23 protein-coding genes are annotated in these 25,497 nt (G+C 73.4%); 13 read left to right on the forward strand and 10 right to left on the reverse strand.

What is annotated here, in order from left to right:
• Window positions 1-41 precede the first annotated feature (41 nt).
• A complete protein-coding gene (locus tag ACFXOZ_RS33410; protein WP_380593682.1) occupies window positions 42-1,259 on the reverse strand; it encodes an agmatine deiminase family protein in 1,218 nt (405 codons plus the stop codon).
• Window positions 1,260-1,273: 14 nt separating this feature from the next.
• Here ACFXOZ_RS33410 and ACFXOZ_RS33415 point away from each other — a divergent pair, with 14 nt between their 5' ends.
• Window positions 1,274-1,438, forward strand: coding sequence for an FCD domain-containing protein (locus tag ACFXOZ_RS33415; RefSeq protein WP_380593683.1), 165 nt, complete (start codon window positions 1,274-1,276; stop codon window positions 1,436-1,438).
• Between the two features lie 46 nt (window positions 1,439-1,484).
• Here the strand turns inward: ACFXOZ_RS33415 and ACFXOZ_RS33420 are convergent, their stop codons facing one another.
• The gene (locus ACFXOZ_RS33420; protein ID WP_380593684.1) at window positions 1,485-2,057 is read right to left on the reverse strand and encodes a TetR/AcrR family transcriptional regulator; all 573 of its coding nucleotides are present in this window, start codon (window positions 2,055-2,057) and stop codon (window positions 1,485-1,487) included.
• 263 nt (window positions 2,058-2,320) lie between these two features.
• Between ACFXOZ_RS33420 and ACFXOZ_RS33425 the strand changes: the two genes are divergently transcribed.
• From ACFXOZ_RS33425 to ACFXOZ_RS33445, 5 genes are all read left to right on the forward strand, one after another.
• On the forward strand, window positions 2,321-3,523 hold the full coding sequence (locus ACFXOZ_RS33425) for an agmatine deiminase family protein (protein WP_375893526.1): 1,203 nt from the start codon (window positions 2,321-2,323) through the stop codon (window positions 3,521-3,523).
• A 150-nt stretch (window positions 3,524-3,673) separates the two neighbouring features.
• The gene (locus ACFXOZ_RS33430; RefSeq protein WP_375893527.1) at window positions 3,674-4,678 is read left to right on the forward strand and encodes an agmatine/peptidylarginine deiminase; all 1,005 of its coding nucleotides are present in this window, start codon (window positions 3,674-3,676) and stop codon (window positions 4,676-4,678) included.
• Between the two features lie 148 nt (window positions 4,679-4,826).
• On the forward strand, window positions 4,827-6,476 hold the full coding sequence (locus ACFXOZ_RS33435) for an ABC transporter substrate-binding protein (RefSeq protein ID WP_380593685.1): 1,650 nt from the start codon (window positions 4,827-4,829) through the stop codon (window positions 6,474-6,476).
• On the forward strand, window positions 6,473-7,432 hold the full coding sequence (locus ACFXOZ_RS33440) for an ABC transporter permease (RefSeq protein ID WP_380522734.1): 960 nt from the start codon (window positions 6,473-6,475) through the stop codon (window positions 7,430-7,432). The genes ACFXOZ_RS33435 and ACFXOZ_RS33440 overlap by 4 nt, the downstream gene beginning before the upstream one ends.
• Window positions 7,429-8,301, forward strand: a complete 873-nt coding sequence (locus ACFXOZ_RS33445) for an ABC transporter permease (RefSeq protein WP_375893533.1) — start codon at window positions 7,429-7,431, stop codon at window positions 8,299-8,301. Before ACFXOZ_RS33440 ends, ACFXOZ_RS33445 begins: the two co-directional genes overlap by 4 nt.
• A gap of 46 nt (window positions 8,302-8,347) precedes the next feature.
• Here the strand turns inward: ACFXOZ_RS33445 and ACFXOZ_RS33450 are convergent, their stop codons facing one another.
• Window positions 8,348-9,601: an RNA-guided endonuclease InsQ/TnpB family protein gene (locus tag ACFXOZ_RS33450; RefSeq protein ID WP_380522736.1), complete on the reverse strand. Its 1,254-nt coding sequence runs from the start codon at window positions 9,599-9,601 to the stop codon at window positions 8,348-8,350.
• A gap of 134 nt (window positions 9,602-9,735) precedes the next feature.
• Between ACFXOZ_RS33450 and ACFXOZ_RS33455 the strand changes: the two genes are divergently transcribed.
• The 4 genes from ACFXOZ_RS33455 to ACFXOZ_RS33470 all read left to right on the forward strand — a co-directional run bounded on the left by ACFXOZ_RS33455 (window position 9,736) and on the right by ACFXOZ_RS33470 (window position 13,912).
• Window positions 9,736-10,755, forward strand: a complete 1,020-nt coding sequence (locus ACFXOZ_RS33455) for an ABC transporter ATP-binding protein (protein WP_380593686.1) — start codon at window positions 9,736-9,738, stop codon at window positions 10,753-10,755.
• The gene (locus ACFXOZ_RS33460) at window positions 10,748-11,545 is read left to right on the forward strand and encodes an ABC transporter ATP-binding protein (RefSeq protein ID WP_380593687.1); all 798 of its coding nucleotides are present in this window, start codon (window positions 10,748-10,750) and stop codon (window positions 11,543-11,545) included. The genes ACFXOZ_RS33455 and ACFXOZ_RS33460 overlap by 8 nt, the downstream gene beginning before the upstream one ends.
• A gap of 223 nt (window positions 11,546-11,768) precedes the next feature.
• The gene (locus ACFXOZ_RS33465) at window positions 11,769-13,001 is read left to right on the forward strand and encodes an agmatine deiminase family protein (RefSeq protein ID WP_380593688.1); all 1,233 of its coding nucleotides are present in this window, start codon (window positions 11,769-11,771) and stop codon (window positions 12,999-13,001) included.
• Complete coding sequence (locus tag ACFXOZ_RS33470) at window positions 12,998-13,912, forward strand: DUF4436 family protein (RefSeq protein WP_380593689.1); 915 nt, start codon at window positions 12,998-13,000, stop codon at window positions 13,910-13,912. The genes ACFXOZ_RS33465 and ACFXOZ_RS33470 overlap by 4 nt, the downstream gene beginning before the upstream one ends.
• A gap of 7 nt (window positions 13,913-13,919) precedes the next feature.
• On the opposite strand, the gene ACFXOZ_RS33475 is transcribed toward ACFXOZ_RS33470, so the two are convergent.
• The 4 genes from ACFXOZ_RS33475 to ACFXOZ_RS33490 all read right to left on the reverse strand — a co-directional run bounded on the left by ACFXOZ_RS33475 (window position 13,920) and on the right by ACFXOZ_RS33490 (window position 17,252).
• Complete coding sequence (locus tag ACFXOZ_RS33475) at window positions 13,920-14,894, reverse strand: hypothetical protein (RefSeq protein ID WP_380593690.1); 975 nt, start codon at window positions 14,892-14,894, stop codon at window positions 13,920-13,922.
• Between the two features lie 55 nt (window positions 14,895-14,949).
• Window positions 14,950-15,627 carry a class F sortase gene (locus tag ACFXOZ_RS33480; protein WP_380530567.1) on the reverse strand — a complete coding sequence of 226 codons (678 nt, stop codon included), beginning with the start codon at window positions 15,625-15,627 and terminating at the stop codon, window positions 14,950-14,952.
• A gap of 15 nt (window positions 15,628-15,642) precedes the next feature.
• Window positions 15,643-16,419: a hypothetical protein gene (locus tag ACFXOZ_RS33485; RefSeq protein ID WP_380593691.1), complete on the reverse strand. Its 777-nt coding sequence runs from the start codon at window positions 16,417-16,419 to the stop codon at window positions 15,643-15,645.
• Window positions 16,420-16,697: 278 nt separating this feature from the next.
• Window positions 16,698-17,252, reverse strand: coding sequence for a TetR/AcrR family transcriptional regulator (locus ACFXOZ_RS33490; protein WP_375893548.1), 555 nt, complete (start codon window positions 17,250-17,252; stop codon window positions 16,698-16,700).
• A 312-nt stretch (window positions 17,253-17,564) separates the two neighbouring features.
• Between ACFXOZ_RS33490 and ACFXOZ_RS33495 the strand changes: the two genes are divergently transcribed.
• A complete protein-coding gene (locus ACFXOZ_RS33495; protein ID WP_380593692.1) occupies window positions 17,565-18,251 on the forward strand; it encodes a hypothetical protein in 687 nt (228 codons plus the stop codon).
• Between the two features lie 49 nt (window positions 18,252-18,300).
• Here the strand turns inward: ACFXOZ_RS33495 and ACFXOZ_RS33500 are convergent, their stop codons facing one another.
• Window positions 18,301-19,917, reverse strand: coding sequence for a phytoene desaturase family protein (locus tag ACFXOZ_RS33500; protein ID WP_380530578.1), 1,617 nt, complete (start codon window positions 19,915-19,917; stop codon window positions 18,301-18,303).
• Window positions 19,918-20,077: 160 nt separating this feature from the next.
• On the opposite strand from ACFXOZ_RS33500, the gene ACFXOZ_RS33505 reads away from it, so the two are divergent.
• Window positions 20,078-20,788 (forward strand): hypothetical protein, encoded by a 711-nt coding sequence (locus ACFXOZ_RS33505; protein ID WP_380593693.1) that lies wholly within the window; start codon window positions 20,078-20,080, stop codon window positions 20,786-20,788.
• A 22-nt stretch (window positions 20,789-20,810) separates the two neighbouring features.
• Here ACFXOZ_RS33505 and ACFXOZ_RS33510 read toward each other — a convergent pair whose 3' ends face one another.
• Together ACFXOZ_RS33510 and ACFXOZ_RS33515 are read right to left on the reverse strand one after the other, a co-directional pair.
• The gene (locus ACFXOZ_RS33510) at window positions 20,811-21,392 is read right to left on the reverse strand and encodes a hypothetical protein (protein WP_380593694.1); all 582 of its coding nucleotides are present in this window, start codon (window positions 21,390-21,392) and stop codon (window positions 20,811-20,813) included.
• Window positions 21,393-21,500: 108 nt separating this feature from the next.
• The gene (locus ACFXOZ_RS33515) at window positions 21,501-24,983 is read right to left on the reverse strand and encodes an NACHT domain-containing protein (RefSeq protein WP_380593695.1); all 3,483 of its coding nucleotides are present in this window, start codon (window positions 24,981-24,983) and stop codon (window positions 21,501-21,503) included.
• Window positions 24,984-25,093: 110 nt separating this feature from the next.
• Between ACFXOZ_RS33515 and ACFXOZ_RS33520 the strand changes: the two genes are divergently transcribed.
• On the forward strand, window positions 25,094-25,435 hold the full coding sequence (locus tag ACFXOZ_RS33520; protein ID WP_380593696.1) for a hypothetical protein: 342 nt from the start codon (window positions 25,094-25,096) through the stop codon (window positions 25,433-25,435).
• Window positions 25,436-25,497 lie beyond the last annotated feature (62 nt).

A 25,497-nucleotide genomic window follows, 5' to 3' on the forward strand; every position in this document is an offset into this window, starting at 1 on the left:
GGCGGCCGAACCCGGGTGGGTGCCGGTGCCCGTGGCGCGGCTCAGGCCGCCGGCGGCACGACGGGCTGGGACTGGGTCGCGCAGTGGATGCCGCCGCCGCCCGCCGCGATGGCGTTGATCCGCACCGGGACGACGGTGCGGCCGGGGTACTCCGCCGCCAGGACCGCGCGGGCCGCGTCGTCGGCCGCGGCGTCCCCGAACTGGGGCATCAGCACGGCGCCGTTGGCGGTGTAGTGGTTGGTGTAGCTGGCCAGGAAGGACGAGCCGGTCCCGTCGATCTTCTGGTGGTCGGGGCCGGGCAGCTCGACGATCGTCAGCGGACGGCCCTTGGCGTCGGTGGCGCTCTGCAGCACCTGCTTGGCCTGCTGGTAGACGTTGACCCAGAGCGGGGCGGAGCCCGGCCCGGGCTTGTCGAGGATGACCCGGCCGGGCGCGCTGAACCGGGCCACGCAGTCGATGTGGCTGTCCGTGATGTCCTGGCCCGCCAGGCCGGCCACCCAGATCACCTTCTCCACACCGAGCGAGGACTTGAGCCGCTGCTCGACGTCGCCCTGGCTCAGCCCCGGGTTGCGGTTGGGGTTGACCAGTGAGCTGACGGTGGCGAGCAGGGTGCCCTGGCCGTCGGTCTCCAGTGAGCCGCCCTCGCCGGTGAAGGGCGCCTGGACGCGGTCGATCCGGTAGTGGGCGAGCAGCGCGGCGGCCGCCTTGGCGTCGTTGGCGAAGGCCTGCTCGTACTTGGTGCCGGTCTTGCCCCAGCCGTTGAAGTTGGTGTCCAGGCCGGCGACGGCGCCCGGGCCGACCAGGAAGGTCGGGCCGAAGTCCCGGATCCACAGGTCGTCGTTGGAGACCGGGAGGAAGGTGATGCCGTGGGAGAAGGGGATCGAGGCGGTGTTGCAGAGCGGGGTGGCAGCGGCCACCGACTCCGGGTTGATCACCATCACGACCGGCTCGAAGCGGGAGACCTCCTTGGCGAGGTTCGCGATGTCCGCCTGGACGGCGGGGAGTTGGGCGCCCCAGGCGGAGGTCGGTTCGGGCCAGGCCAGGAAGGTCCGGGCGTGCGGGTCGGTCTCGGCGGGCATCCGCAGCGTCGGCGCGGCGCCGGGGGCGGCGGCAGCGCCGGAGGCGTCGGGGGCGGCGGCGGTGGCGGAGCCGTCGGCGGCTCGGGCGGTGCCGGCCAGGAGCGGGCCGAAGGCCGCCAGGGGTGCGGCCGCGGCGCCGTAGCGCAGGAGTCGGCGGCGGGAGATCGCGGGGTGGTCCATCTGGGCCTCTCGCAATGGCCCAGGTCCAGACGTACAAGCTGCTCAGCATCGCCGAGATCGCCGACGAGCACGACGCGATCCTCGCGGCGATCACCGACGGTGACGCCGAACAGGCGGACCGCGCGCTCGCCGTCCACCTGGACCGGGCGAGCGCGCGGCTGCGCGAGCGAATGGGCTAGTCCCCGACCTTGAAAAGCCGCGGTCGGCTCGGCCGCCCGCGGGGGTTCATCGCCGGGCCAGCTCCGTGTCGACGGCGCCGCGGAGCAGTCGGCGGGCGTGGTCGAGGCTCAGCGAGCCGCTGAGCCAGCGCACGCTGAGGCCCTCGGTCAGGGCGGTGAGCCGTTCGGCGGCGGCCGCGTGGGCGGGGGCGGTGCCGGTGGGGTCGGCGCGGGCGAGCAGTTCGGCCACGTCGTGCACCCAGGTGTGGGTGGAGCGGGCGAGTTCCTCGCGCAGGTCGGGTTCGAAGACGGCGGTGGCCCGCAGCTCGCCCCAGGCGGTGCTGTTCTCGCGGACCTCGGCGGTGTCCTGGAGTTCGCGCAGCAGGACCCGTTCCAGGTCGGTGCGCGGGTCCTCGGCCCGGGCGGCGGGCTCCTGGTCGGCGGTGTAGTGGTCGGCGCGGTCGCTGATGAACTCCAGCGTCCGGCGCAGGGTGCCGGCCCGGTCGGTGAAGTGGTAGTAGATCAGCGCGGTGGACACCCCGGCCTCGGCCGCGAGCTCGCCCATGCGCAGTCCGCGGATGCCGCGTCGGGCGATGACGCGGGTGGCGGCTTCGAGTATCGCTGTCCGACGGTCCGACATGAGCGGTCACTCTACCGGGATTCGGGCCGGCTCGTTACACAATCCTGACGAAAATTTCAGGACTCCCTTCCGAGGGCTCCCCGAGACCGGCTCCCTGGTCAGCGCGCCGCACTGCCCTGGTGTAGACCGGTGGTCCGGGGTCGGCCGGGGTGTTCCGAAGGTGACCGAAAGGTAACTGTCCCCCAGGGGCTTGACTGAATTTTCAGTGCGGTGAAGGATGCGGGGCAACCCCCACACCTCCCACCTCATGCAGGGAGCGTTTCTTGAACACCCCCACCCCCTCAAGAAGAAGCCTGCTCCGCTTCGGCGCGGCCGCCGTGCCGCTGGCCGCCCTCACCGCGGCCTTCCCGGCCGCCGCACGGGCCGACGACGCCCAGGCGGCCACGGCCACGGCGACGGAATCGGCCACGGGATCGGCCACCGCCACCCCGCGGCTGCGGATGCCGGCCGAGAGCGACCGGCACGACCGCACCTTCATGGCCTGGCCCGCCCTCTCCTCGATCTGGGGCAACAAGCTCTCCGCGGTCCGCGACGACATCGCCCGGGTCGCCTACGAGATCTCCCGCTACGAGCCGGTCGTCCTGGTCGCGCGCCCCGCCCAGGCCGCGAGCGCCCGGTACTGGTGCGGCCCCGGCAGCACCTACGGCATCACCGTCGTCGAGATCCCCAACGACGACCTGTGGATCCGCGACTTCGGCCCGACCTTCACGGTCGCGCCCGGCACCGTCGCCGGGGTCGACACCCACTTCAACGGCTGGGGCAAGACCGGTACCCCCTACTACCAGCCCTTCGCCGAGGACGCCGCGGTCGCGGCGAGCCTGCTCGCCGAGTACGGCGTCAGCCGCGTCAGCGCCTCCTTCACCGGCGAGGGCGGCGCCCTGGAGACGGACGGCCAGGGCACCCTGCTGGCCACCGTCAGCTCGCTGGTCAACCCGAACCGCAACCCGGGCATGACCCAGGACCAGGTCGAACAGGCCTTGAAGACCAGTCTCGGCCTGGACAAGGTGATCTGGCTGGCCGGTCTGGCCGGCCAGGACATCACCGACGACCACATCGACTGCCTGGCCCGCTTCACCTCCGCGGGCCGGGTCGTCCTCGACAAGCCCGGCCCCGGCACCGACCAGGTCTGGATCGACGTCTACCAGCAGGCCAAGCAGGTCCTGCAGAGCGCGACCGACGCCCAGGGCCGCGCCCTGACCGTGGTGGAACTGCCCGGCCCGGACCGCACCCTGATCCGCGGCCGCGGCAAGGACTTCCTGTCCAGCTACACCAACTTCTACGTCGCCAACGGGTCGGTGTTCGTGCCCCAGTTCGGCGACGGCTACGCCGACGGCCTGGCCTACACCATCCTCCAGGCCGAGTTCCCCGGCCGCGACGTCGTCCAGATCAACATCGACAACATCGCCTCCGGCGGTGGCGGCATCCACTGCGCCACCCAGTCCCAGCCCGCCGTACCGGCGGTCTAGGCCCTCCAACCCCTCGGCGGCCCGCCCGGTACCCCACGGCGGCGGGCCGCCGAGGCCTCGGCCCCGCGGCCTGCCCGGCGGATCCCGCCGGGCCCCGGCGCCGAGCCCGCACCACAGCACCGCACCAGTTCCGAACGGAAGAGGAAACCCGTGACGTTCCGAATGCCCGCCGAGTGGACCGAGCACGAGGGCTGCCTGATGGCCTGGCCCGTACGGCCGGACCTCTGGGGCGACACCCTGGACGAGGTGAAGCGCGAGTACGCGACGGTCGCCCGCGCCATCGCCGAGTTCGAGCCGGTCACCATGGTGGCGCCGCCCGGCCACGGCGACGAGGCGCGCGAGCTCTGCGGCGAGGGCACCACCGTCGTCGAACTCCCGCTGGACGACTCCTGGTTCCGCGACAGCGCGCCGATCTTCGTGCTGGACGGCGAGGGCCGGCGGGCCGGCGTCGACTTCCGCTTCAACGCCTGGGGCCGCAAGCACCACCCCTGGGACACCGACGACCGGATCAGCGCCCTGCTGCTGGACCACCTGGGCGTCCCCGCCGTCCGCTCCGAGATGATCCTCGAAGGCGGCGCCATCACCGTCGACGGCGAGGGCACCCTGATCACCACCGAGCAGTGCCTGCTCCACCCCAACCGCAACCCGGACCTGAGCCGGGAGGAGATCGAGGACGAGCTCAAGGCCCGCCTCGGCGTCACCAAGGTGATCTGGCTGCCCTACGGCGGCGCGCTGGACACCGAGACCGACGGCCACGTCGACGGCGTCTGCGCCTTCGTCGCCCCCGGCAAGGTCGTCGTGCAGCTGCCCGCCGACCCCGAGCACCCGGACTACGTGCGGATGCGCGCCAACCGCACCGTGCTGGAGCACTCCACCGACGCCCAGGGCCGGCCCTTCGAGATCGTCGACGTCCCGCAGGCCGCCTTCGTCGAGGTCGACGGCAACCGGGTCGAGGTCGGCTACCTCAACTTCTACCTGGCCAACGGCGGCGTCGTCGTCCCGGTCGCCGACCACCCCGAGGACGCGGGCGCGCTCGCCGTCCTCGCCGCGGCCTACCCCGACCGCAAGGTGGTCGGCGTGCGCGCCCGGGTGATCGCCTACGGCGGCGGCGGCGTCCACTGCATCACCCAGCAGATCCCGGCCGCCCGGGCCTGACCCCCGGCCGCCCGGGCCGGCCCCCATCCGGCCCCCGTCCGGCCCACGGACGCGACCGCCCCACCGGCGCGTCCCCCGCGGACCGGTACGGCCCGCACCCCGTACCGCTCCGCACCTCCCGTTCCGCACCGATCGGAAGACCACCCTCATGACGCTCGCACCCGCGAGAGGCGCCACCAAACGCGGCCGGCTCGCCCTCGCCACCGCCCTGCTCTCGGCCGCGACCATGGTCGCCGCCTGCTCCGGCCCCCCGCGCGGCGGGGACTCCGGCCAGGCCGGCTTCCAGCTCTCCGCCTCCACCCCGCCCGCCAAGGGCGAGATCGACTCCTTCACCTGGGCCACCTACGCCGAGCCGCCGACCCTCGACTACATCCAGGCCTTCGACTACCCGCAGAACACGATCCTCTCCAACGTGTGCGAGAGCCTGATGCGCTGGACCCCCCAGCTCACCCTGGCTCCCGGCCTGGCCGAGAAGGCCACCAACCCGGACCCGACCACCTGGGTCTACGACCTGCGCTCGGGGGTGCACTTCCACGACGGCACGGTGATGACCGCCGACGACGTCGTGTACAGCCTCGGCCGGCAGACCGACCCCAACAACGCGGCGGCCTGGGCCCAGACCTTCCAGAACGTCGACTCCATCACCAAGACCGGCCCGCTCCAGGTCACCGTCAAGCTCAAGCAGGCCGACTCCCAGTTCCCGCAGTACATGGCCACCGCCGCCGGCGTCGTCGCCGCCAAGGCCGGCATCGAGGCCGCGGGCAAGGACTACGGCACCACCGGCAGCCTCGACTGCACCGGCCCCTTCAAGCTCGGCACCTGGGCCAAGGGCCAGTCGCTCGAACTCCAGCGCTTCGACGACTACTGGGGCACCAAGGCCAAGTCGAAGAAGGTCGTGTTCAGCTTCCTCACCGACTCCTCGGCCCGCACCAACGCGATGCTGACCGGCGACGTCGACGGCGGCTACCTCATCCCCACCGAGAGCTACGACCGCCTCAAGAAGAGCGGCCCGGGCACCCTCTACTTCGGCGAGGGCCTGAGCACCGTCAACGTCAACGTCACCAACATGCGGGGCGCGCTCGGCGACGTCCGGGTGCGCCAGGCGCTGTCGCTGGCCCTGGACCGCTCCGGCTTCGTCAAGACCGGCCTGGCCGGCTCCGGCACCGTCACCGGCTCCCTCACCACCAGGGCCGCCTGGGCCTCCGCCCCCGACGACGTCCGCAAGAGCGCCTTCGACGGCCTCACCCCCACCACCCAGGACATCGACAAGGCCAAGGCCCTGGTCAAGGAGGCCGGCGCGAGCGGCAAGACGCTCGTCATGGCCACCAGCACCATCGGCCAGGACGTCTCCCTGCTCGCCACCGCCGTCCAGGCCGCCGGGACGAAGATCGGCCTCGACATCCAGCTCAAGACGATCGCCCCGAACGCCTTCACCGCGCTGTTCACCGACGCCAAGGCGCGCGAGGGCATCGACATGTTCCCGGAGACGTACTACGACTCCATCACCGACCCGCTCGACCTGCTCGTCAACTTCCGCACCGGCGCCTACCAGAACTTCGCCGGCTACAGCGACAAGGCCTACGACGACCTGATCGACCAGGCCACCGCCGAGTACGACCCGGCCAAGCGCGGCGCGATCGAGGCCAAGCTCCAGCAGGCCGCCTCCCAGCAGCTGCTGTGGATCCCGGTCGCCGAGTGGCCCACCGCCGTGTTCCTCAACAAGCGGATCACCGGCGCCCCGACCACCATCTCGTACATGTACTACCCGTGGGCCGCCGATGTGGGGGCCGCACGGTGAGCTTCCTCCGATTCGCCGCCCGGCGGCTGGTCGAGATGGCGGTGACCCTGCTCGGTGCCTCGTTCGTGGTCTTCGGGGCCATGTACCTGGCGCCGGGCAGCCCCGCGAGCTTCCTCCTGTCGGGACGGTCGGCCTCGCCGGCCGCCCTCCAGGCGATCAACGAGCAGTACCACCTCGACGACCCCTTCCTGGTGCGGTACTTCCGCTGGCTCGGCCAGGTGCTCCAGGGCGACTTCGGCCGCTCCATCACCTACCGCACCGACGTGTCCAAGCTGCTCGCCGACCGGCTCCCCGCCACCCTGCTGCTGGTCGGCATGGCCCTGGTGATCGTGGTCGTCATCGGCCTGGCCCTCGGCAGGCTCGGGGCGGTGCGCGGCGGCGCCACCGACTCCACCATCCTGGTCACCACCACGATCGCCCTCGGCACGCCGTCCTTCGTCGCCGCCGTGCTGCTCCAGGGCCTCTTCGCGGTCAAGCTCGGCTGGTTCCCGGTCGGCGGCGTCGGCGACGGCCTCGGCGACATGCTCTGGCACCTCACCCTGCCGGCGCTCGCCCTCGCGCTCTACCTCATCGGCATGCTCGCCCGGGTCACCCGCGCCGCCATGCTGGAGGCCCTGGAGGGCGAGCACGTCACCGTGGCCCGCAGCCGCGGCGTCCCCGAGCGCGAGGTGATCCGCCGCCACGTGTTCCGCAACTCGCTGGGCACCGTGCTGACCACCGGCGGCCTGATCGTCTCCACCCTGCTGGTCTGCACCATCCTGGTGGAGTCCGCGTTCAGCATCGGCGGCATCGGCCAGCTCCTCGAACTGTCCACCACCACCAAGGACTTCCCGACCGTCCAGGCCATCTCGCTGATCATCGTCGCCCTGTTCATGACGGTGAACCTGGTCGTCGACCTGCTCCACCCACTGGTCGACCCCCGGGTCACCCTCGGCTCCAGGAGGTCCGACGCATGAGTGCCGGTCTCATCGAACGGTCGGGCCTCACCCGCCGGCCCGGCCTCGGCCGGATCAAGGCCGCCCGCGCCCCGCTCTACCTGGCCTGCCTCGGCTTCGCCGTACTGGTGGTGCTCGCCGCCCTGCTCGCCCCCCTGCTGTCGCCGTACGACCCGAACGCCGTCGACCTGGGCAACGCCCTGGCCGGGCCCTCGCCCGACCACCTGCTCGGCGTCGACACGGCCGGGCGCGACACCCTCTCCCGGCTGCTGATCGGCGCCCGCACCTCGCTGCTCGGCCCGCTCGGCGTGGTCGTCTTCTCCACCGTCGCCGGCATCGCCGTCGGCCTCGCGGCCGGCTGGCGCGGCGGCTGGCTCGACTCCGTCCTCTCCCGCAGCACCGAACTGGTCTTCGCCTTCCCCGGCATGCTGCTCGCCATCCTGATCGTCTCGGTCTACGGCGAGGGCCTGCTCGCCCCCGTCGTCGCCCTGGCGATCGCCTACCTGCCCTACGTCTCCCGGCTCACCCGCTCCCTGGTACTGGCCGAACGGACCCGGCCGTACGTCTCCGCCTACCAGGTCCAGGGCCACTCCGCCCTGCAGATCTGCCTGCGGCACGTCCTGCCCAACATCGCGCCGGTCGTCCTCGCCCAGTCCGCCGTCAACTTCGGCTACGCCCTGATGGACCTCGCCGGCCTGTCCTTCCTCGGCCTCGGCGTCCCCGCCCTCACCCCCGACTGGGGCCGGATGGTCTTCGACGGCCAGACCGCGATCCAGCACGGCTACCCGCTCTCCGCGATCCTGCCCTGCGCCCTGATCGTGCTCACCGTCGTCGCCTTCAACGTGGTCGGCGAGCGCTGGGCCGACCGCGTCGCCCGGAGGTCCGCATGAACGACCACCGCACCACTGGAAGGACCCCTTGACATCCTCCCTGCCCTTATCGGGTGGGGATTCCTCCCGCGCCTGTGGCACGGATGCCCGTGGTCCGCAGGTCGCCGAGGTGGGTTCCCCGTTCAACGGGCCGTGCCCGGCGTGGGATCGCCACACCGGGTCTCACCGGCCCTCCAGGGGCGTTTAGCCTGTCCGCCTGCCCGGCGGCCAGGATATTTCGAGCAGCGTTGAGGTCACGGTCATGCAGCACACCACATGCACCACACGCCCACTCCCTCACCCGCAGGGGTTTGGGTCCGTCGCGGTGCCCGCACGCCGAACAGAGCTGGGAGGACGGGAACGCGCGGGGCACGATCCCGATGACACGTCCGTACCGGGCTGCTTTCTCTTCGAGCAGGCGCCGGAAGGTGGCCCATCCGGCGTCGTGGACGGACTTGGCGAGTCGGCCTCGGGCGAGGCCGCGCACGTTCAGGTCCTCCAGGTACACCGCTTGGTTCTCGCGGATCAACTTGGTGGTCTGTTGGTGCAGCCAGTCCTTGCGGGTGTCGGCAACCTTGGCGTGCGCCCTGGCTACCTTGCGGCGGGCCTTGGACCGGTTCCTGCTGCCCTTGGCCTTGCGGGACAGCTCCCGCTGCGCGGCCTTGAGTTTCTTCTCCGCCTTGCGGAGGAAGCGGGGGTTGTCGATCACGCTGCCGTCGGAGAGGACGGCGTAGGTGGTCAGCCCGAGGTCGATGCCCACCTCGGCATCGACCTCGGGCAAGTGCTCGAGCTCCACGTCCACGACGAAGCTGGCGTGATACCGCCCGGCCGCGTCCAGCACGACCGTCACCGACGACGGGTCAGCGGGCAGCGCCCGCGACCACTTCACCCGCACATCGCCGATCTTCGCCAGATTCAGCTTCCCGTTGGAACGGATGCGGAACCCGTTGCGCGTGAACCGAAGCGACTGCCGGGCATCACGCTTCGACTTGAACCGGGGCAGACCAACCGGCCGACCGTCGCGCTTTCCGGACACCGAGTCGAAGAAGTTCCGGTACGCCGTGTCCAGATCCCGCAGGGACTGGATCAGCGGATCCACACCCACCGAGGCGAGCCACGCGCGTTCGGGGGTCTTCTTCGCCGCAGTGATCACGGACTTCTGCAGATCCGTGGCCTTCGGGTATGGCCGCCCGGTTTTCCGGGCTTCCTTTCGCGCCGCGAGACCGTCGTTGTACACCACCCGGGCACACCCGAACGTCTTGGCCAGCGCAGCGCGCTGACCTGCCGTCGGGTAGACGCGATAGGAGTACCTGAGGTGCACGAGAGCAACCTACCGACACGCACTGACAACGGCTCATGCCAGAACATCCGAAGACCATTCCGCCGCTTCGCGGCTCCGAGCCAAAGACCTATTCCTCCCCGGCCTGATGGCCAGGGCATCCTAGGAGATCAAAGGTGAACGCCCTCGACATCCAGGGCCTCCGGCTCCAACTGCCCGGCACCGCCCGGCCCGTCCTCGACGGGGTCGACCTCACCGTCGCCCCCGGCGAGACCGTCGCCCTGGTCGGCGAGTCCGGCTCCGGCAAGACCCTCACCTCCCGCACCGCCCTCGGCCTGCTGCCGTCCGGCGCCGCACCGGAGGGCGCCGTCCTGGTCGACGGCGAGGACGTCCTGACCATGGCGCCCGCCCGGCTGCGCGCCCTGCGCACCGGCCAGGCCGCGATGATCTTCCAGGACCCCCGGGCCGCCATCAACCCGCTGCGCCGGATCGGCGACTTCCTCACCGAGAGCGTGCGCCTCACCGGTGCCATGAGCGCCGCCGACGCCGACCGGCGGGCCGTCGAACTCCTCGACGCCGTCGGCCTCGGCCCGGAACTGCTGAGCCGCTACCCCGGGCAGCTGTCCGGCGGCATGCTCCAGCGCGTGATGATCGCCGCCGCCCTGATGGGCGACCCGATCCTGCTGCTCGCCGACGAGCCCACCACGGCGCTCGACGTCACCAGCCAGGCCGAGGTGGTCGCCCTGCTCGGCCGGCTGCGCGAACGCTTCGGCACCGGGCTGCTGTTCGTCACCCACGACCTCGGCCTCGCCGCCGCGATCAGCGACCGGGTCTACGTCATGTACGCCGGACGGATCGCCGAGACCGGCCCCGCCGCCGAACTCTTCGCCCGGCCCCGCCACCCCTACACGGCCGCCCTGCTCGCCTCCACCCCCCGACTGGACGCCCCGGCCGGCCGGCTCGCCGCCATCGACGGACAACCGCCCGACCTGCGGCAGGAGTTGAACGGCTGCGCGTTCGCCGCCCGGTGCTCCTTCGCCACCGAGGTGTGCCGGGAGCAGACCCCCGAGCTGGCCGGGGAGGCTCCCACTCCGGAGGAGCACCTGGTCGCCTGCCACCACCCGCTCGGGGACGGCCCGTTCGGGGACACCCCGGCCGGGGACGGCCCGCTCGAAGGGAGCCGCGCCGATGCCTGAGCCCGTACTCCAGGTCACCGGACTGCACCGGACCTTCGGCAGCGTCCGGGCGGTGGACGACGTCTCCTTCACCCTCGACGCCGGCGCCTCGCTCGGCATCGTCGGCGAGTCCGGCTCCGGAAAGACCACCACCGCGCGGATCATCGTCGGCCTCGAACAGGCCGAGGAGGGGCGGGTCACCGTCCACGGCCGGCCGCGGACCGGCCGCGCCCGGGGCAGGGCCGAGCGGCTGGCCCGCGCCCGCGAGGTGCAGATGGTCTTCCAGGACCCGTACCTCTCGCTGGACCCGCGCACCAGCGTCGAGGCCGTGCTCCGGGAGACCCTGCGGCTGCACTTCCCGGAGACCGACCACCAGGCCCGGATCAAGGAACTCCTCGACCAGGTCGGGCTCGGCACCAGGGCCGCCGAAGCGCTGCCCCGCCAGCTCTCCGGGGGCCAGCGCCAACGCGTCGCCATCGCCCGGGCGCTGGCCGTGCGGCCGGCCGTCCTGGTACTGGACGAGGCGGTCGCCGCCCTGGACGTGTCCGTCCAGGCACAGGTGCTCAACCTGCTCGCCGACATCCGCGAGGAGACCGGCATCGGCTACCTCTTCATCACCCACGACCTCGGCGTGGTCCGCTGCGTCACCGACGAGGTCGTGGTGATGCGGAACGGAAGGATCGTCGAGGCCGGACCGACCGCCCAGGTCCTCGACGACCCGCAGCACGCCTACACGGCGCTGCTGCTGGAGTCCGTCCCCCGGCCCGGCTGGGATCCCGACGGGATCGCCGCCGCGCGCCGCGCGCTGTAGCGCGACCCGGGACCGGCAGGTGGTGGGACCTGCCGGTCCCGGGTGGGGGACGGCGCGGTCCGCCGTCGTTCCGCGGCCGTGGCCAGGGTGGGGCGGGCCAGGGCGGGGCGGGTCAGGGCGGGGCGGGGATTCCCTCGAACGGCGGAGCCGCGCCGCGCCGGAACCTGACGCCCCTTTCAGTAGCCTGCGGAGCCGAACCCGACACCTACCGGAACGAGGCCCCATGGCTCCCTCCCGGCCGTCCCGCCGTGCGCTCCTGCAGTCCGGGGCCGCGTTCGCCGCCCTGGCCCTGGCCGGCGGCTGCTCCTCCGACAGCACGGCGGACGAGCAGCCCGGACCGAGCAGCCCGGCCGCAGGCACCCCGGCCCCGTCGGGCAGCCAGGCCGCCGCCCGGGCGATGCCCGCCGAGTCGGGCCCGCACACCCGCACCTTCATGGCCTGGCCGGCCCTGGAGGAGGTCTGGGGCGACCAACTCCCCGGCGTCCGGCAGGACATCGCCTCGCTCGCCCAGGCCGTCGCGGGCTTCGAACCGGTCGTCCTGCTGGCCCGCCCCGACCAGGCCGACCAGGCCCGCCAGGCCTGCGGCTCCTCCGTCGAGGTGCTGGAGCTGATGGTCGACGACCTGTGGGCCCGGGACACCGGCCCGACCTTCGTCACCGGCGCCCAGGGCCTGGCCGGCGTCGACTTCAACTTCAACGGCTGGGGCGGCAAGCAGACCCACGCCAACGACGGCCAGGTCGCCCGCAACCTCCTCGACCACTACGGCATCACCCGCATCCAGGCGCCGATCACCGGCGAGGGCGGCGGCATCGAGGTCGACGGCGAGGGCACCCTGATGGCCTGCGAGAGCTCCTGGGTCAACGACAACCGCAACCCCGGCAAGAGCCGGGACCAGATCGAGGCGGACTTCAAGGACCTGCTCGGCGTCCGGAAGGTGATCTGGTTCAAGGGCGTCGCCGGACAGGACATCACCGACTGCCACGTCGACGCGCTCGCCCGCTTCGCCGAGCCCGGCACCGTCGTCCTGCACCGCCCCGCCGCCGACACCCCGCCGGACGTCTGGACCACCGCCTCCAACCAGGCCGTCCAGGTGCTCCAGACCGCGACCGACGCCAAGGGCCGCACGCTCAAGGTGGTCGACCTCCCCGAGCCCGACTTCGACCTGATCCAGGGCGCGGGCAAGAACTTCCTCGCCACCTACATCAACTACTACGTCTGCAACGGCGGCGTGATCGTCCCGAAGTTCGGCGACCAGGCCGCCGACGACAAGGCGGCCGGCATCATCGGCGACCTCCACCCCGGCCGCAAGGTCACCCAGGTCTCCATCAACCACATCGCCGCGGGCGGCGGCGGCATCCACTGCGCCACCCAGCAGCAGCCGGTCGCCGCGGCGGGCGCGTCGGGCGCGTCGGCCGGAGCGCCGTCCGGCCCGGCCTCGCCCGCCGCCTCGTCGTGAGGGGCCGCGGCCGACTGCGCGGCAACCGCTTCGCCCTCGCCCTGCTGCTGCTCGCCGTACTCTGCTCGGCCGGCATCGCGCTGTACTTCAACGAGCGCGACACCCGGCAGCAGACCCGGGAACTGGCCCTGCCGACGGCGGCGGACTGGATCGAACTCGACCTCACCGCCCAGGAGATCGACCCCGGGTCGGGCGACCTCGGCCTCTACGTGGCGGCCGTCCCGCACGGCAGCCTCGCCGACGGTCCGGACTCCGCCGTGTTCACCCGGCAGGTCGACATCACCGTCCACTCCGCGGCCAGCACCGACCTGCGGGCCGCGGCGGGGGAGACCGTCACCGCCCGGTCCGTCCAGGCCAACCTCTACGACGGCACCGAGTCCGACTACCCCTTCGACCGCTACCACTTCGAACTGGGCTTCTCGGCCACGGACAGCGCCGGCGCGGTGCCGGTCGGCCTGGTCTTCGCGGACGCCGACCCGTTCTTCGTGGTGCGGCCCACCAGCACCCCGCACACCTCCGGCGTGACCGTCCTGGACGGCCGGGTCAGCCGGGCGCGCAGCACCTTCATCCTGGCCTGGTTCATGATCGCCGCGATGTGGGCGCTCGCCCTGGCCGTGCTGGGCGGCGCGGAGGTGCTCTACCGCGGCGGCCAGGGGCTGGTCTGGCCCTCGCTCGGCTGGATGGCGGCGACCCTCTTCGCGCTCATCGGCATGCGCAACGCGGCACCGGGCTCGCCACCGGTCGGCTCGCTGATGGACTACGTGTCCTTCTTCTGGGCCGAGGGGATCATCGCCGCGAGCCTGGCCTTCACCGTCATCGCCGGGGTCCGGGTCGAGCACCGCAAACGCCGCGCGGAGGAAGCGGCCGCGGAGCCTTCGGCGGGCCCGGCGGCCGATCCCGCCGGACCCTGATGGTCCGTCAGCCGCTCCGATGGGCCGGGGCCACCGGCCGTGCGACCGCCGCCTCCCGGCCCGCCGGGACGCCGGGGGCCGCACGCGCGGCGCGCGGGGCGGTGGCGGCGAGCAGGAGGGCGAGCAGGACGTAGAGCGGGGCGGCGTTGGGGTCGGTCGCCTGGCCGGTGGACAGGCCGCCGAGGCTCTGCCCGAGCACCCAGAACACGAGGGAGAGGGCGACGGCGGCACCGGCGGCCGGCGGCCGCAGGCGTGGTCGCAGCGCCGCGAGCCCGATCAGGGCCTGCGCCGCGACCAGGGCGACGGTGACGGCGGTGCCACCGGCGGCCAGGGCCGACACGGTGTGCGCGCCGGCCGGGCGGAGCCAGGCGGGAGCACTGTCCGCGCTCCCGGCGACGGCCTGGAGGGCGCCGTTCCCGGGCAGCGCCTGGAGCACGGCCGCGCCGACCCACAGCACCACCCAGGACCAGGTGAGCCATCCCGTCCGCAGTCCGTCGGCCGGTTCGGTCCGGACGGCGGCGTCGCCGGGAAGGCCTTCTGACGCCGGTGGCCGGGCCGGCCACAGGGCGAGCGCGACGACCGCGTACAGCACGACGGCGCCCGGTCCGCCGGTGAGCATCAGCGCGTGCGCACTCGTCAGGCCGCCGAGGCCCTCGCCCAGCCACCAGACGGCGAGCGCCCAGGCGATCGAGGCGCCGAGCGCGAGGCGGACCCGGCGGGCCGAGTGCGCGAGGACCAGCGCGGCGCCGAGCAGGAGTTGGGTGGCGGCGAACAACAGGTCGAGGGGGAGTGGTGCGGTGGCGATCAGCCGGGCCGCCCAGTGCACCGGGCCCGCGACGACGGCGGGCTGCTGGTCGCCGGCCGGGGCGATGATCCGGTGGGCGAAGCCGGTGGTGAACATGAAGGGCTGCAGCTGCAGCGCTCCGGCGAGGAGCCACAGCAGACCCAGGGTCACCTGGGCCCGGCGGCGGGTGATGCGCATGGCGTCTCCAGCGGGAGGGGGAGCCCGCCCGGCACCGCTGGGGCGCCGGGCGCGCTCAGGGGAGCGGGCCGGTCGGGTCGGCGTCGGCGACGGTGTTGCCGCGGTAGGAGTGGGTGGCCTGGTCCCAGTCGCCGCAGGTGATCAGCCTCAGGTGGGGCAGGGCGTCGGCGGATCCGTAGACGGCGAGGGTCGGGAACGCGTCCTTGGGGTACTCCCGCACCGTGTCGACGCGGAAGGGGACGGTGGCACCGTCGGCCAGGGTCACCGACACCTGGTCCCCGGGCCTGAGGGCACCGAGCCGGTAGAAGACCGCCGGCCCGGTCCGGGCGGAGTCGACGTGGCCCAGGATGACCGAGGCCCCGACCTGGCCCGGGCTCACCGATCCGGTGAACCAGCCTGCCTGGAGGGGCTGTTGGGGCACCTGGACGGTGCCGTCCTGGTTCAGGCCGAGTCGCAGCAGCGAGGTGTGGACGTGGATCGACGGGATGTCGAGTTCGGTCGGGGGCGAGGCGGGCAGCGGACCGGGCGGCAGCGCGGCGCCGCCGGGCGTTCGTTCGGCCGGGAGGGGCGCGGCCGGGAGGGCGGCCGCGGCATTCGGTCGGGGCGGCGGCTCGGCGTGGTCGGTGGCGGCCAGGGCGAGGGTGCTCGCTCCGCCACCGGCCAGCAGGCCGGTGGCGGCGAGCACCGCGAGGCGTCGGCGGGCGCCGGACACGGTCGGGTGGTTGCCGGGCATGGCGGGGCCGGGGGGTCAGGAACGGTCGTCGCCGACCGGCCGGCGGCGGCGCAGCACCCAGGCTCCTCCGGCGGCCGCGACCAGCAGGAAGCTGCCGCCCGTGACCAGGGCCGCGTCGTCGGGACGGTGCTGGGTGGCCCCCGAGCCGGTGGCCGCGCCGCCGGTGGGCATGGCCTGGAGGGTGCCGCACAGGGCGGGTGCGGTGGCGGTCTGCGGCAGGGTCGGGTCCAGGTCGCTCGGGCCCAGGACGTCGGTGAACTTGCCGCTGCCGTTGTAGTCGAGGCCGTGCACCACGATGACGGCCTTGCCGGAGCGGATGTTGTTCGCCACGTCGTCGGTGACCGTCACGGTGCGTGCGTAGTGGAAGGAGCTTCCGGTGGGGAAGCGGTCGACGGCCAGGCCGCTGGCGGGGCTGGTGTCACCGCTGGTGGTCAGGGAGGTGCCGATCATTCCGTAGGAGGGGTGGCCGTCACTGGTACTGATCGCGGTGTGGCCGTTGAGATTGGTGGCCGCCGCGGCGGTCGGGCACACGCCCATGCCGTCGACGTGGATGTGCATCGCGTGCGGGACCCCGGCCAGCAGGCCGGTGGTGTCGACGGTGACGGTGGCCTGGTCGCCGCTCAGTGAGAGCGTCGCGCTGCCGGAACCGGTGACGTTGTTGGTGGGGACGGGCTGGAGTCCGGCCTGGTAGCCGGGGGGACTCGACGAGCCGGCGGCGAGGGCTGTCGCGGGTACGCCCGCGGTCAGGCCCAGCGCGCCGGTGGCGGCCAGGCAGTAGATGGCTTTGCGCATGATGATCGTCCGCTCGTCGGGGCGGCCCGGCCGGGTGGGAACCGGTCGGACGCAGCCCGTTCGGACTGGCGGCGTGGTCGCCGCTCCTGGGGGTGGGCACCCTCGCCCCGGTGCTGCCCGGGGCGGGGTGGGGACGCCGTGCACCGAGCGGTGCGGGCGCCGGGTCGGTTCACCAGGGATTCGTGGCGGGCGGTGTGCCGGATGGGTCGGTCCGGCGGATCATCGTGCGGAAGGGGTCTGCCGGCGCGGGAACTCCCCGTTCCCGGCGAGGAGATCGTTCAGGAGCCGAGCCGGACCAGTTCGGCGTCGATCGCGTCGGCCATCAGCATCCGGGCGTGCGCCAGCGGCAGGCTGCCGCTCAGCCAGCGGGTGCTGAGGCCTTCGAGCAGCGCGGTGAGCCGCTCCGCCGCACCGGCCAGCGCGACCGCCGAGGACATCGGCTGCACGCCGCCCAGCAGTTCGGCGATCTCCTGGACCCAGACCCGGGTGGCGCGGGCGAGGTCCTCGCGCAGGGTCTCGTCGAAGACGGCGCTGGCGCGCAGCTCGCCCCAGGCGGTGCTGTTCTCCCGGACCTCGACGCTGTCCTGGAGCTCCAGCAGCAGCGTCTGCTCCAGCTCCTCGCGGGCCGTCAACGGCGGTGCGTCGGCGGCGCGTTCGGTCGTGTAGCGCTCGGCCCGGTCGTTGATGAACTCCAGCGTCTGCCGGAGGATCCCGGTGCGGTCCTTGAAGTGGTAGTAGATGAGCGCGGTGGACACGCCCGCCTCGGCGGCGAGCTCCTCCACCCGCAACCCGCGTACCCCGCGCCGCGCGATCACCCGCGCCGCAGCTTCCATGATCGACGTTTTCCTACTGGCCACGGTCCACCACCTTACCCGCGGGGCGCGCCAAGATCACTCCGTATGCTGAAAGTCCCGTCAGGTGGGACGCCGGGCGGATGCCGGTCGAGGACCGCACGTCCTGACGACTTTCGGACAAGCTGCGCCCCGGGAGCGGAATTCTCCGGTCCTCCGCTGAACTTTCACGCCTCCACCACCTAGGGTGGCTCTCGTTCGACCGCCGGGTGGACCGGCGCAACGGGGGCACCTCATCCTCCTCAACACCCCAGGAGCACACCGGACATGATCCTGCGTCAGATAGTGAAGCGCGTGAGGACCCTGGCGGTCGGACGGGGCGCCGGCGCCGGCGTGGCGTCGATCGCCCTGATCGCGGCCGTCGCCCTGGGCGGCACCGTCTCCGGCATGTCCACGGCCGAGGCCCGGACGGCGGGCTGGGGCAACGGAGGCAAGTGGAGCTGCTCCGGGCAGCCCGTCGCCGCCGGGAACGTCATCACCGACCACGACCCCAGCGGCTGCAGCGGCGCCGGCTCCTGGTACCAGCAGCCGGCCAAGGACGGCATCTGGACCTGCTCCGGCTCCCCGGTGGTGGCCGGCTACGTCATCACCGACCACCAGACCACCGGCTGCCGGGGCATGGGCTCCTGGCGGCACAGCCTCGTCCACGACGGCATCTGGACCTGTTCCGGCTCGCCCGTCGTGCCCGGCTACGTCATCAGCAACCACTTCCGCAGCGGCTGCGGCGGCATCGGCAACTGGCAGCACAGCCTCCCGCACGACGGCATCTGGACCTGCTCCGGCTCCCCGGTGGTGGCCGGCTACGTGATCACCGGCCACACCGTGGCGGGCTGCGACGGCGCCGGCTCCTGGCGCCACAACATCGCCCGCGTCGGCCTGTGGACCTGCCCGGGCTCGCCCGTCCCGGCCGGCTTCCGGGCCACCCAGTACAACGCCGGCGCCTGCGACGGCCTCGGCGGCTGGGCCCTCGCCCGCGCCTGACGCACCGCCACCGGGCCGGCCCCGTCCCGGCCGGCCCGGTCCCCAGTCGTTACGGGGCCGGTTCGGCCAGGACGGCCTGCGCCGCGTTGTGCCCCGGGATCCCGCTGACCCCGCCGCCGCGGACGGCGCCCGCCCCGCAGAGCAGCACGTTCGGGTGGGCGGTGGCCACGCCCCAGCGGGCGGCGGGGTCCGCCCGCTCCTCCCCGCCGCCGTCCCGCTCCTCCCCGCGGACGTCCCGGTCCTCCGTGAAGGGGAAGGCGAGGTCGCGATGGAAGATGTGCCCGCCCGGCAGCCCGAGCTCCCGCTCCAGCGCCGGCGGCGTCCGGGCCTCCACGCAGGGCCGTCCGTCCGCGTCCACGGCCAGGCAGTCGGCGATCGGCTCGGCCAGCACCGCGTCCAGCTGCGCCAGGCTCGCGGCCAGCGCGCGCCCCTCGGCCGCCGGGTCGCCGAACAGCCGGGCGGGCATGTGCAGTCCGAAGAGCGTCAGGGTCTGGTACCCCTGCCGGACGGCCTCCGGCCCGAGGACGGACGGGTCGGTGAGGGAGTGGCAGTAGATCTCGGACGGCGGCGCCGAAGGCAGTCGGCCGGCCAGCGCCTCGGTGTACGCGGTCTCCAACTGCCGGTAGCCCTCGGCGATGTGGAAGGTCCCGGCGAAGGCCTCGCGCGGGTCGGCGGCGGCGTCCCGCAGTCGGGGCAGCCGGCGCAGCACCATGTTGACCTTGAGCTGGGAGCCCTCCGGGGCGGGCCCCGGGTCCTCGCCGAGCAGCCGGGCCAGGGTGGCCGGTGCGGTGTTCACCAGCACCCGGTGCCCCGCCACCGTCGCCTCGCCGTCCCGGTGCCGGTACGTCACCTCGGCGTCGCCCCGGCCGTCGGTGGCGACGGCCGTCACCTCGCAGCCGGTCCGGAGCTCCGCCCCGGCCGCCCGCGCGGCCCCGGCCAGGGCGTCCGTCACCGCGCCCATCCCGCCGACCGGCACGTCCCAGTCGCCGGTCCCGTTGCCGATGACGTGGTAGAGGAAGCAGCGGTTCTGCCGCAGCGCGGGGTCGTGGGCGTGGGTGAAGGTGCCGATCAGCGCGTCCGTCAGGACCACCCCGCGCACCAGGTCGTCCGTGAAGCTCCCTTCGACCACCTCGCCGAGCGGCCGCTCGAACAGGGCCGTCCAGGCGGCCTCGTCGTCGACCAGCCGACGGAACTCGGTGCGGGTGCGCAGCGGTTCGGTCAGGGTGGGGAACACCCGCCGGGCGACCTCCGCCGTCATCCCGTAGAAGCGCTGCCAGGCCTGCCACTCCCGGTCGCCGCCGGTCAGACTCCGGAACGACTCCCGGGTGCGGTCCGGGTCGGCCGCGTCCACCAGCAGCCCGGTGGGCTTCCCGTCCCGCAGCGTGGGGGTGTAGGAGGAGATCCGGCGGCGGCGCAGGTCGAGCCGCAGCCCGAGGTCCCGCACCACCTGCCGGGGCAGCAGGCTGACGAGGTAGGAGTAGCGCGACAACCGGGCGTCCACGCCGGGGAACACCCGGGCGGAGACGGCGGCCCCGCCCACCCGCGCCAGCCGTTCGAGGACCAGCACCCGCCGCCCGGCCCGCGCCAGGTAGGCCGCGGCCACCAGTCCGTTGTGCCCGCCGCCGACGATCACGACGTCGTACCGGGATGACACCTTCGTGGTCATCCGGTCACGGTACGACACCACGCCCGTACGGGGAACCCGCACGACACCGGTGGCATGCGGTGGCGTGCGGTGGCCCCGCCGGGCCGTGGGGTTTCGAGATCGCGCACCTGATCGAGACCCGGTCCGGCCCCGTGGTACGTTCCGGGACCAAGGGGGCGACATGGACGAGACGTCGACGGCACGTGCGGAACTGGACCGACTGGGTCGGTCCCTGCACGGGCAACTGCTCACCCTGGTCAAGGACCTGACCGTTCGTGTCCACCTCCGCCGACTCGCCCTCGGCGAGCCGCAGCCGGAGATCACGGACCGGCCCGATCCGCTGCGCCACCATCACTTCCTGGCGTACCAGGGCAACCGTCCGGCGCGTGTCACCGCCACCGAGACGTCCGACCGGGCGGTCTCCCTCCTCGACGCGGCCGGCTGGGACGTCACGACGTCACGGCTGGACGACGACGGGAGGGTCTGGACGGTCGTCGTCGCCCACCGGGACGGCAGCACCATCCGCGTCCTGACGAGCGACGACACCCCCGCGGTGGTCTTCCGCGGCCAGACGACGGACCTGGCCCTGCACACCCCGCAGCCGGTGCCGGTTCCGGCTGCGGAGCCCCAGCCGGAACCCGACCCGGAGCCGGTGCGTACGCCCGAGACCCTGACACCCGGCTACGTCCTCTGCTACGAGTGCGACGGCCTCGGCCTCTGCCTCCTCTGCCGCGGCCGCGGCTGGCGGCCCCGCCTGCCCGAGGGCAAGCGCCGATGCGGCGAATGCCAGGCCAGGAAGGTCTGCGTCATCTGCAGGGGCGGCGGCCAGCTGAGCATCTACGGACTGTCCACCTATCAACGCGGCTACTACCCGGAGCTGGACCAGCGCTGACCTCGGCCGTTGCTTGTGCTTCTCAGGGGATGAACTGCGCGCCGAGCAGGCCGTGGCCGGCGTTCGCCGCCGCGCGCCAGACCGGGGGTACGCCGTCGAGCAGGGCGGTGATGTCGTCCCGGCTGCCCTCGTCGTGGAGGGCGGCGGTGAGGAGCAGTTCGGCCTGGTGCCGGCTCTGCGGGGTCCAGTCGTAGGCGCGTTCGACGGCGGGAAGGGTCTGTACGACCTGTTCCGGGGTGAGGAGGAGGTCGCCGAACCAGCCGGGCAGGAGCGCGAAGCGCTGCGGGCCGAGGGCGAAGGCCATGGCGGAGGCCGGGTAGGCCTTGCGGGCGGAGGCCACGACGTGCGGCAGGGACTTGTCGTAGCCCTGTTCCCAGGCCTCGTAGACGGTGCAGATCCGCTCGTCCAGTGCGGACGGGGCGGTGAGATCGATGAAGCGGTCCAGCGCCTCCGGGGTGCTGCCGCCGGCCCGCCACCACCGGAGGAGGTCCGTGGACGCCTGGAGCGCGGCCTCCGCCTCGATGACGGGAGCGAGTTCCGGCGCGTACCGCGCGACGGTGTCGGGCCGTACGGGGACCAGACACCACATGCCCAGGAAACTCATCGGTGGCCCCCCTTGTCGTGCTGCCGTGATGGTGTCACGCCCCTCCGACAACGGGATGCCGCGCCGCCCGGGTCCGGGACGAAGGCTCCGGTAGCTCCCCCGCTCCGCTCATTCCGTGGCCGTCAGCCAGGCGTGGAGCCGGCGCAGGGCGAGGGTTTCCGCCGGAGAGGCGGGCGCGGTCAGTGCCTGACGCAGTGCCCGGTCGGCCGCGTCGTGGGCTCCCGCGGCGATCAGTGACTGCAGGGCCCGCCACCGGGTCTCGTCGGCGGCGCCCGGCGTCGTGCAGACGCGGCACCACAGGGGGACGGCCTCCTGGGCGAGTCCTGCGCCGGCCAGGAGGGAGGCGGTCTCGGCGACCCGGCCGATCGTGCCGAGGGAGGCCGACACGCGGCCGAGGACCTCCCGAACGCCCCCCGCGCCGGCCACGGCCGCCCACGACCGGACGACGGCCCGGAGCTCGGGACCGGTCAGACCGGGGTCGTCGAGCAGCCGGCGTCCCAGCTCCATGACGGCCTTGTCCTGGCCGTGTTCGACCAGGACGGGCAGGAGCTCCGTGCGCAGCGCCGCCCCGCCGTACGGGCGGGCCTCCAGGGCGTCCAGGACCTCCTCGCAGGCCGACGCGCCGTCGTGACGCAGCACGACGCGGGCGGCGTTCACGAACGCCTTGGTGCTGCTGCCGGGTTGCCGGATCACGCGGAGGGCGAGCGGCAGGACGGCGGCGGGCGCCGCACCGGCTTCGAGCAGCAGCCCGAGGGCGGTCGCGTGGTCCTCGGGCTTCCCGTCGAGTCTCTCCAGCCAGTGCCGTACCTCGTCCGCCGCGTCCGGGCCGAGGGCCCTGACGAGGACCATGAACTCCAGCTGGAGGCTGTACCTCCGCCGGGTCGTGGCACCGAGGCCCGTCCGGACCAGTTCGAGTGCCTGCGCGGCGAATCCCTCGCGCAGCAGGTCGTGGGCGATGCTCGGGCGCTCGTCCGCGTTCCACACCGAGGCCTCGCGCAGGAACCCGACGATGCGGTCGGCTCCGGCGGCGCCCTCCGTCTCGACCCACGCCGTCACGACGTCGCTGTTGTCGTCGCTGCTGATCGATTCGTCGAGGAAGCGTCGGGTGAGCGGGGCGGCCTCGTCGGTGCGCCCGAACCGGAGCAGGGTGAGGATCAGGCCCCGGGCCGACCAGATCTGGGAGTCGTTCCGGGCTCCGATGATCCGGGCGACCTCCTCGGCGGCGTCCGCCCCGTCGACGTCGAACCAGAGTTCGCCGGCCCTCTCCAGGCGCTGGTCGTTGTGCTCGGGGCCGGTCAGGACGGACCGGGCGAGGTCCACCAGGCCCTCGGTGCTGCCCTCGGCGAGGAGCAGGTCCCCGGCGGTCAGCCGGTCCCAGACGGAGACGCGCGGAGCGGTGAGCAGACGCCTCAGGGCCTCGGTCCGGAACGGCCCGCCCGAGGGGTCGAGCGAGGCGAGGTGCCGGCAGCACAGCAGCACGGTCTCCGGCGTCCCGGTCGCGGCCAGGCCCTCCAGGGCGGTGATGCCGTCCCGGAGGGAGGCGACGTTCGCGAGCGCGGCGGCCGCCCCGGTGCGCAGGGACGGCGGGAGGCCCTCCGCCTGCGCGACGGTGCGAAGGCGGGCGGCGAGCCGGCGGTTCCCGCGCAGCTGGGACAGCTCGGCGAGGACCTCGGCGTCGGACGTGGCGAACCGCGACCTCTCGTCACCGGCGAAGTCCGTCAGGCGGTCGATCACCGACTGTTCGAGCGCCTCGCCCAGGGGTACGCCCGCCGTGACCAGGCGCAGTGCCATGACCCGGTGCTGCAGCTCGCCGGCGAGCAGGTGGCGGACGATCAGGCCGACGTCGTTGCCGGGCCGCCGCGCCCAGAGGGCACAGGTGAACAGCATCCGGTTGCGGGCGCCGGCGCTGGTGGCGGCGGCGGCCCAGGGGCCGAGGCCGGGGAAGTCGGAGGGGATCCCCGGCGCCTCGTCCCGGGCGGCGAGGAACTCGGCGAACGACTGGTGGAGGAAGGACAACTCGGTGCCGTCGAAGGAGAGCACACCGCTCTGCGCCAGGAACTGCCCGAGTTCACCGTCAGCGCCCTCGGGCCAGCGCAGGCCGGAGGGGAGTCGGTCCGCCAGCCACGTCCGGGCCTCGCCGACGAGCGAGGTCTCCGGCGACCCCTTGAGCCGCGCCCAGGCGAGGTGGGTCACCAACCGGTCGCGGTGCTCCAGCAGCCACGCGGCCATGGGGCCCAGCTCCCGCTGCTCCCAGCGTTCGACGAACCGCTTCGTGACCGCTCGGTTCCCCTCCCGGGCGGTCCTGAGCTGGTCCAGGAACGCCTCGTACAGGTCGACCCGGCCGCGGGGCAGCGGAGCGCGCGGGTTGCGGCTGCGGAAGGCGGCCGCGATGGTCGCCAGCAGCGGCACCCGGAGCACCTCCTGCAGACCGGCCTCGTCGACCTCGTCCAGGAACCGCCGGGCGTGGACGGCGGCGTCGTCCGATCCCTGGGCCCGGAACCAGCGCTCGGCGAAGGCGAGTTGCTGGTCGGTGTCGAATCCCTTGAGGGTGTAGAAGCCGATGCCCGGCAGGTCCTCGAAGGGTTCGAGCTCGCCCTGCGGGAGGGGGCGGGAGGTGATGACGAACCGGAAGTGCCCGCCGGGCGGCATCTGTTCGGCGAGCTTCCGCAGGGCGTTGTGCCGGATGACCGGTGAGGACACCTCGTCCAGGCCGTCGACGACGACGAGCCAGCGGACGCCGTGCGGGCGGCTCGCGAACCGCTCGTGGTGCACGGGCTCGGTCTGGGTGCCGCTGCGGTTCACCGCCTCGCTCAACTGCCGGTACCAGGCCTGGGGGAGATGGAGGTCCGCCGAGGCGATCCGGACGGCGACCACGGCGCTCGGGTACCAGGGCTGTGCCCCGCCGTCCTCGTCCTCGCACAGCCAGTACCTGGCCACCTGCCGCACGAGGTGCCGGCCCAGGGTGGTCTTGCCGGTGCCCGGACCGCCCGTGATGAAGAGGTGGTCGTGCGTCGCCAGGGCCTCGGCGAGGGTCGAGGCCGACGGGTGGGGCCGCCGGGCGGCCTCCTGCCCCGGTTTCTCGGGGCCCTGCGGCAGGGGCTGGACGTCCTGCTCGACGTAGACCTCGGACAGCGGCGGTCTGACGACGCCGAGCAGGTCGTAGGGGAACTGCTCGGCGGCGGCGGCCTGGCTGCGCAGCAGGTCCTCCAGCCACGGGTCGGGCAGGGGGATGTCCGTCCACTCCACGTTCCTGACGCCTGCCCCGCGCGTCGCGTGGCGCCGGGCGCGCTCCGCCAGCCTCGACTGCCGCTCGGCGCGACTCCACAGGGAGGCGACGGCCTCCGCGGGGTGGCCGAGCGCCGCGGCGAGCTGCTCGGCCGCCTGCCGTCGGCAGAGGCGGCGGGCGCCCAGGACGTCGTACACGGTGTTCTTGTCGGGAGCCACCGGGGCGCCGGGCGCACGGGGGGCCTTGAGGAAGGCGTGGACGCTGACGTGTCCGGCGGCTCGCAGCGCCGAGCGGAACCACTCGGCGAGCTCCGCCAGTTCGGGCCGCTCGTGCTGCTCGGTCTTCCTCGGCCGTCCGTTCGCCATCAGCCCGCTCTCCATGGGTTTCCGCAGAGTTTCCTCACGCTAGAGGGAAATCCCGGCGCAGGTGGAGGGTTTGTCGCATCGGTTTCGACGAGTGACGGGGGAGCGGCGCGATGGTGTTCGACGCGGTGGTGAACGGCCTGGACGGTGCCCGGGCGGCAGCCGTGACGGTTCCGGTGGTGATCGCCGCGGTGGCGCGCCGCTGGCTGCGCTACCGGGAGGCCGTGCGGCGGGAGGCGGAGCGCACCCGGCAGGTCGAGACGGCCGTCGCGGGGACGGAGTCACGGCACCGGGCCGCGGTGATGGCGGCGAGCGCGTGGCTCCGGGAACCGCCGCGGACGCACGACGGGCACCGTTCGACGTCGGATCGGCCGACGTCGGATCAGTCGACGTCGGAGCGGTCGGGTTCGGAGCGGCCGACGTCGGAGCGGCTGAAAGGGCGGCAGGGAGGCTGACTGTGCGTGCCGGCGGTGTTACGCTCGCCGCAAGAGAGAGCTGACTCTCACTTGTTGGGTCC

The organism is Kitasatospora sp. NPDC059160, assembly GCF_042755465.1.
Taxonomy (GTDB): Bacteria; Actinomycetota; Actinomycetes; order Streptomycetales; family Streptomycetaceae; genus Kitasatospora.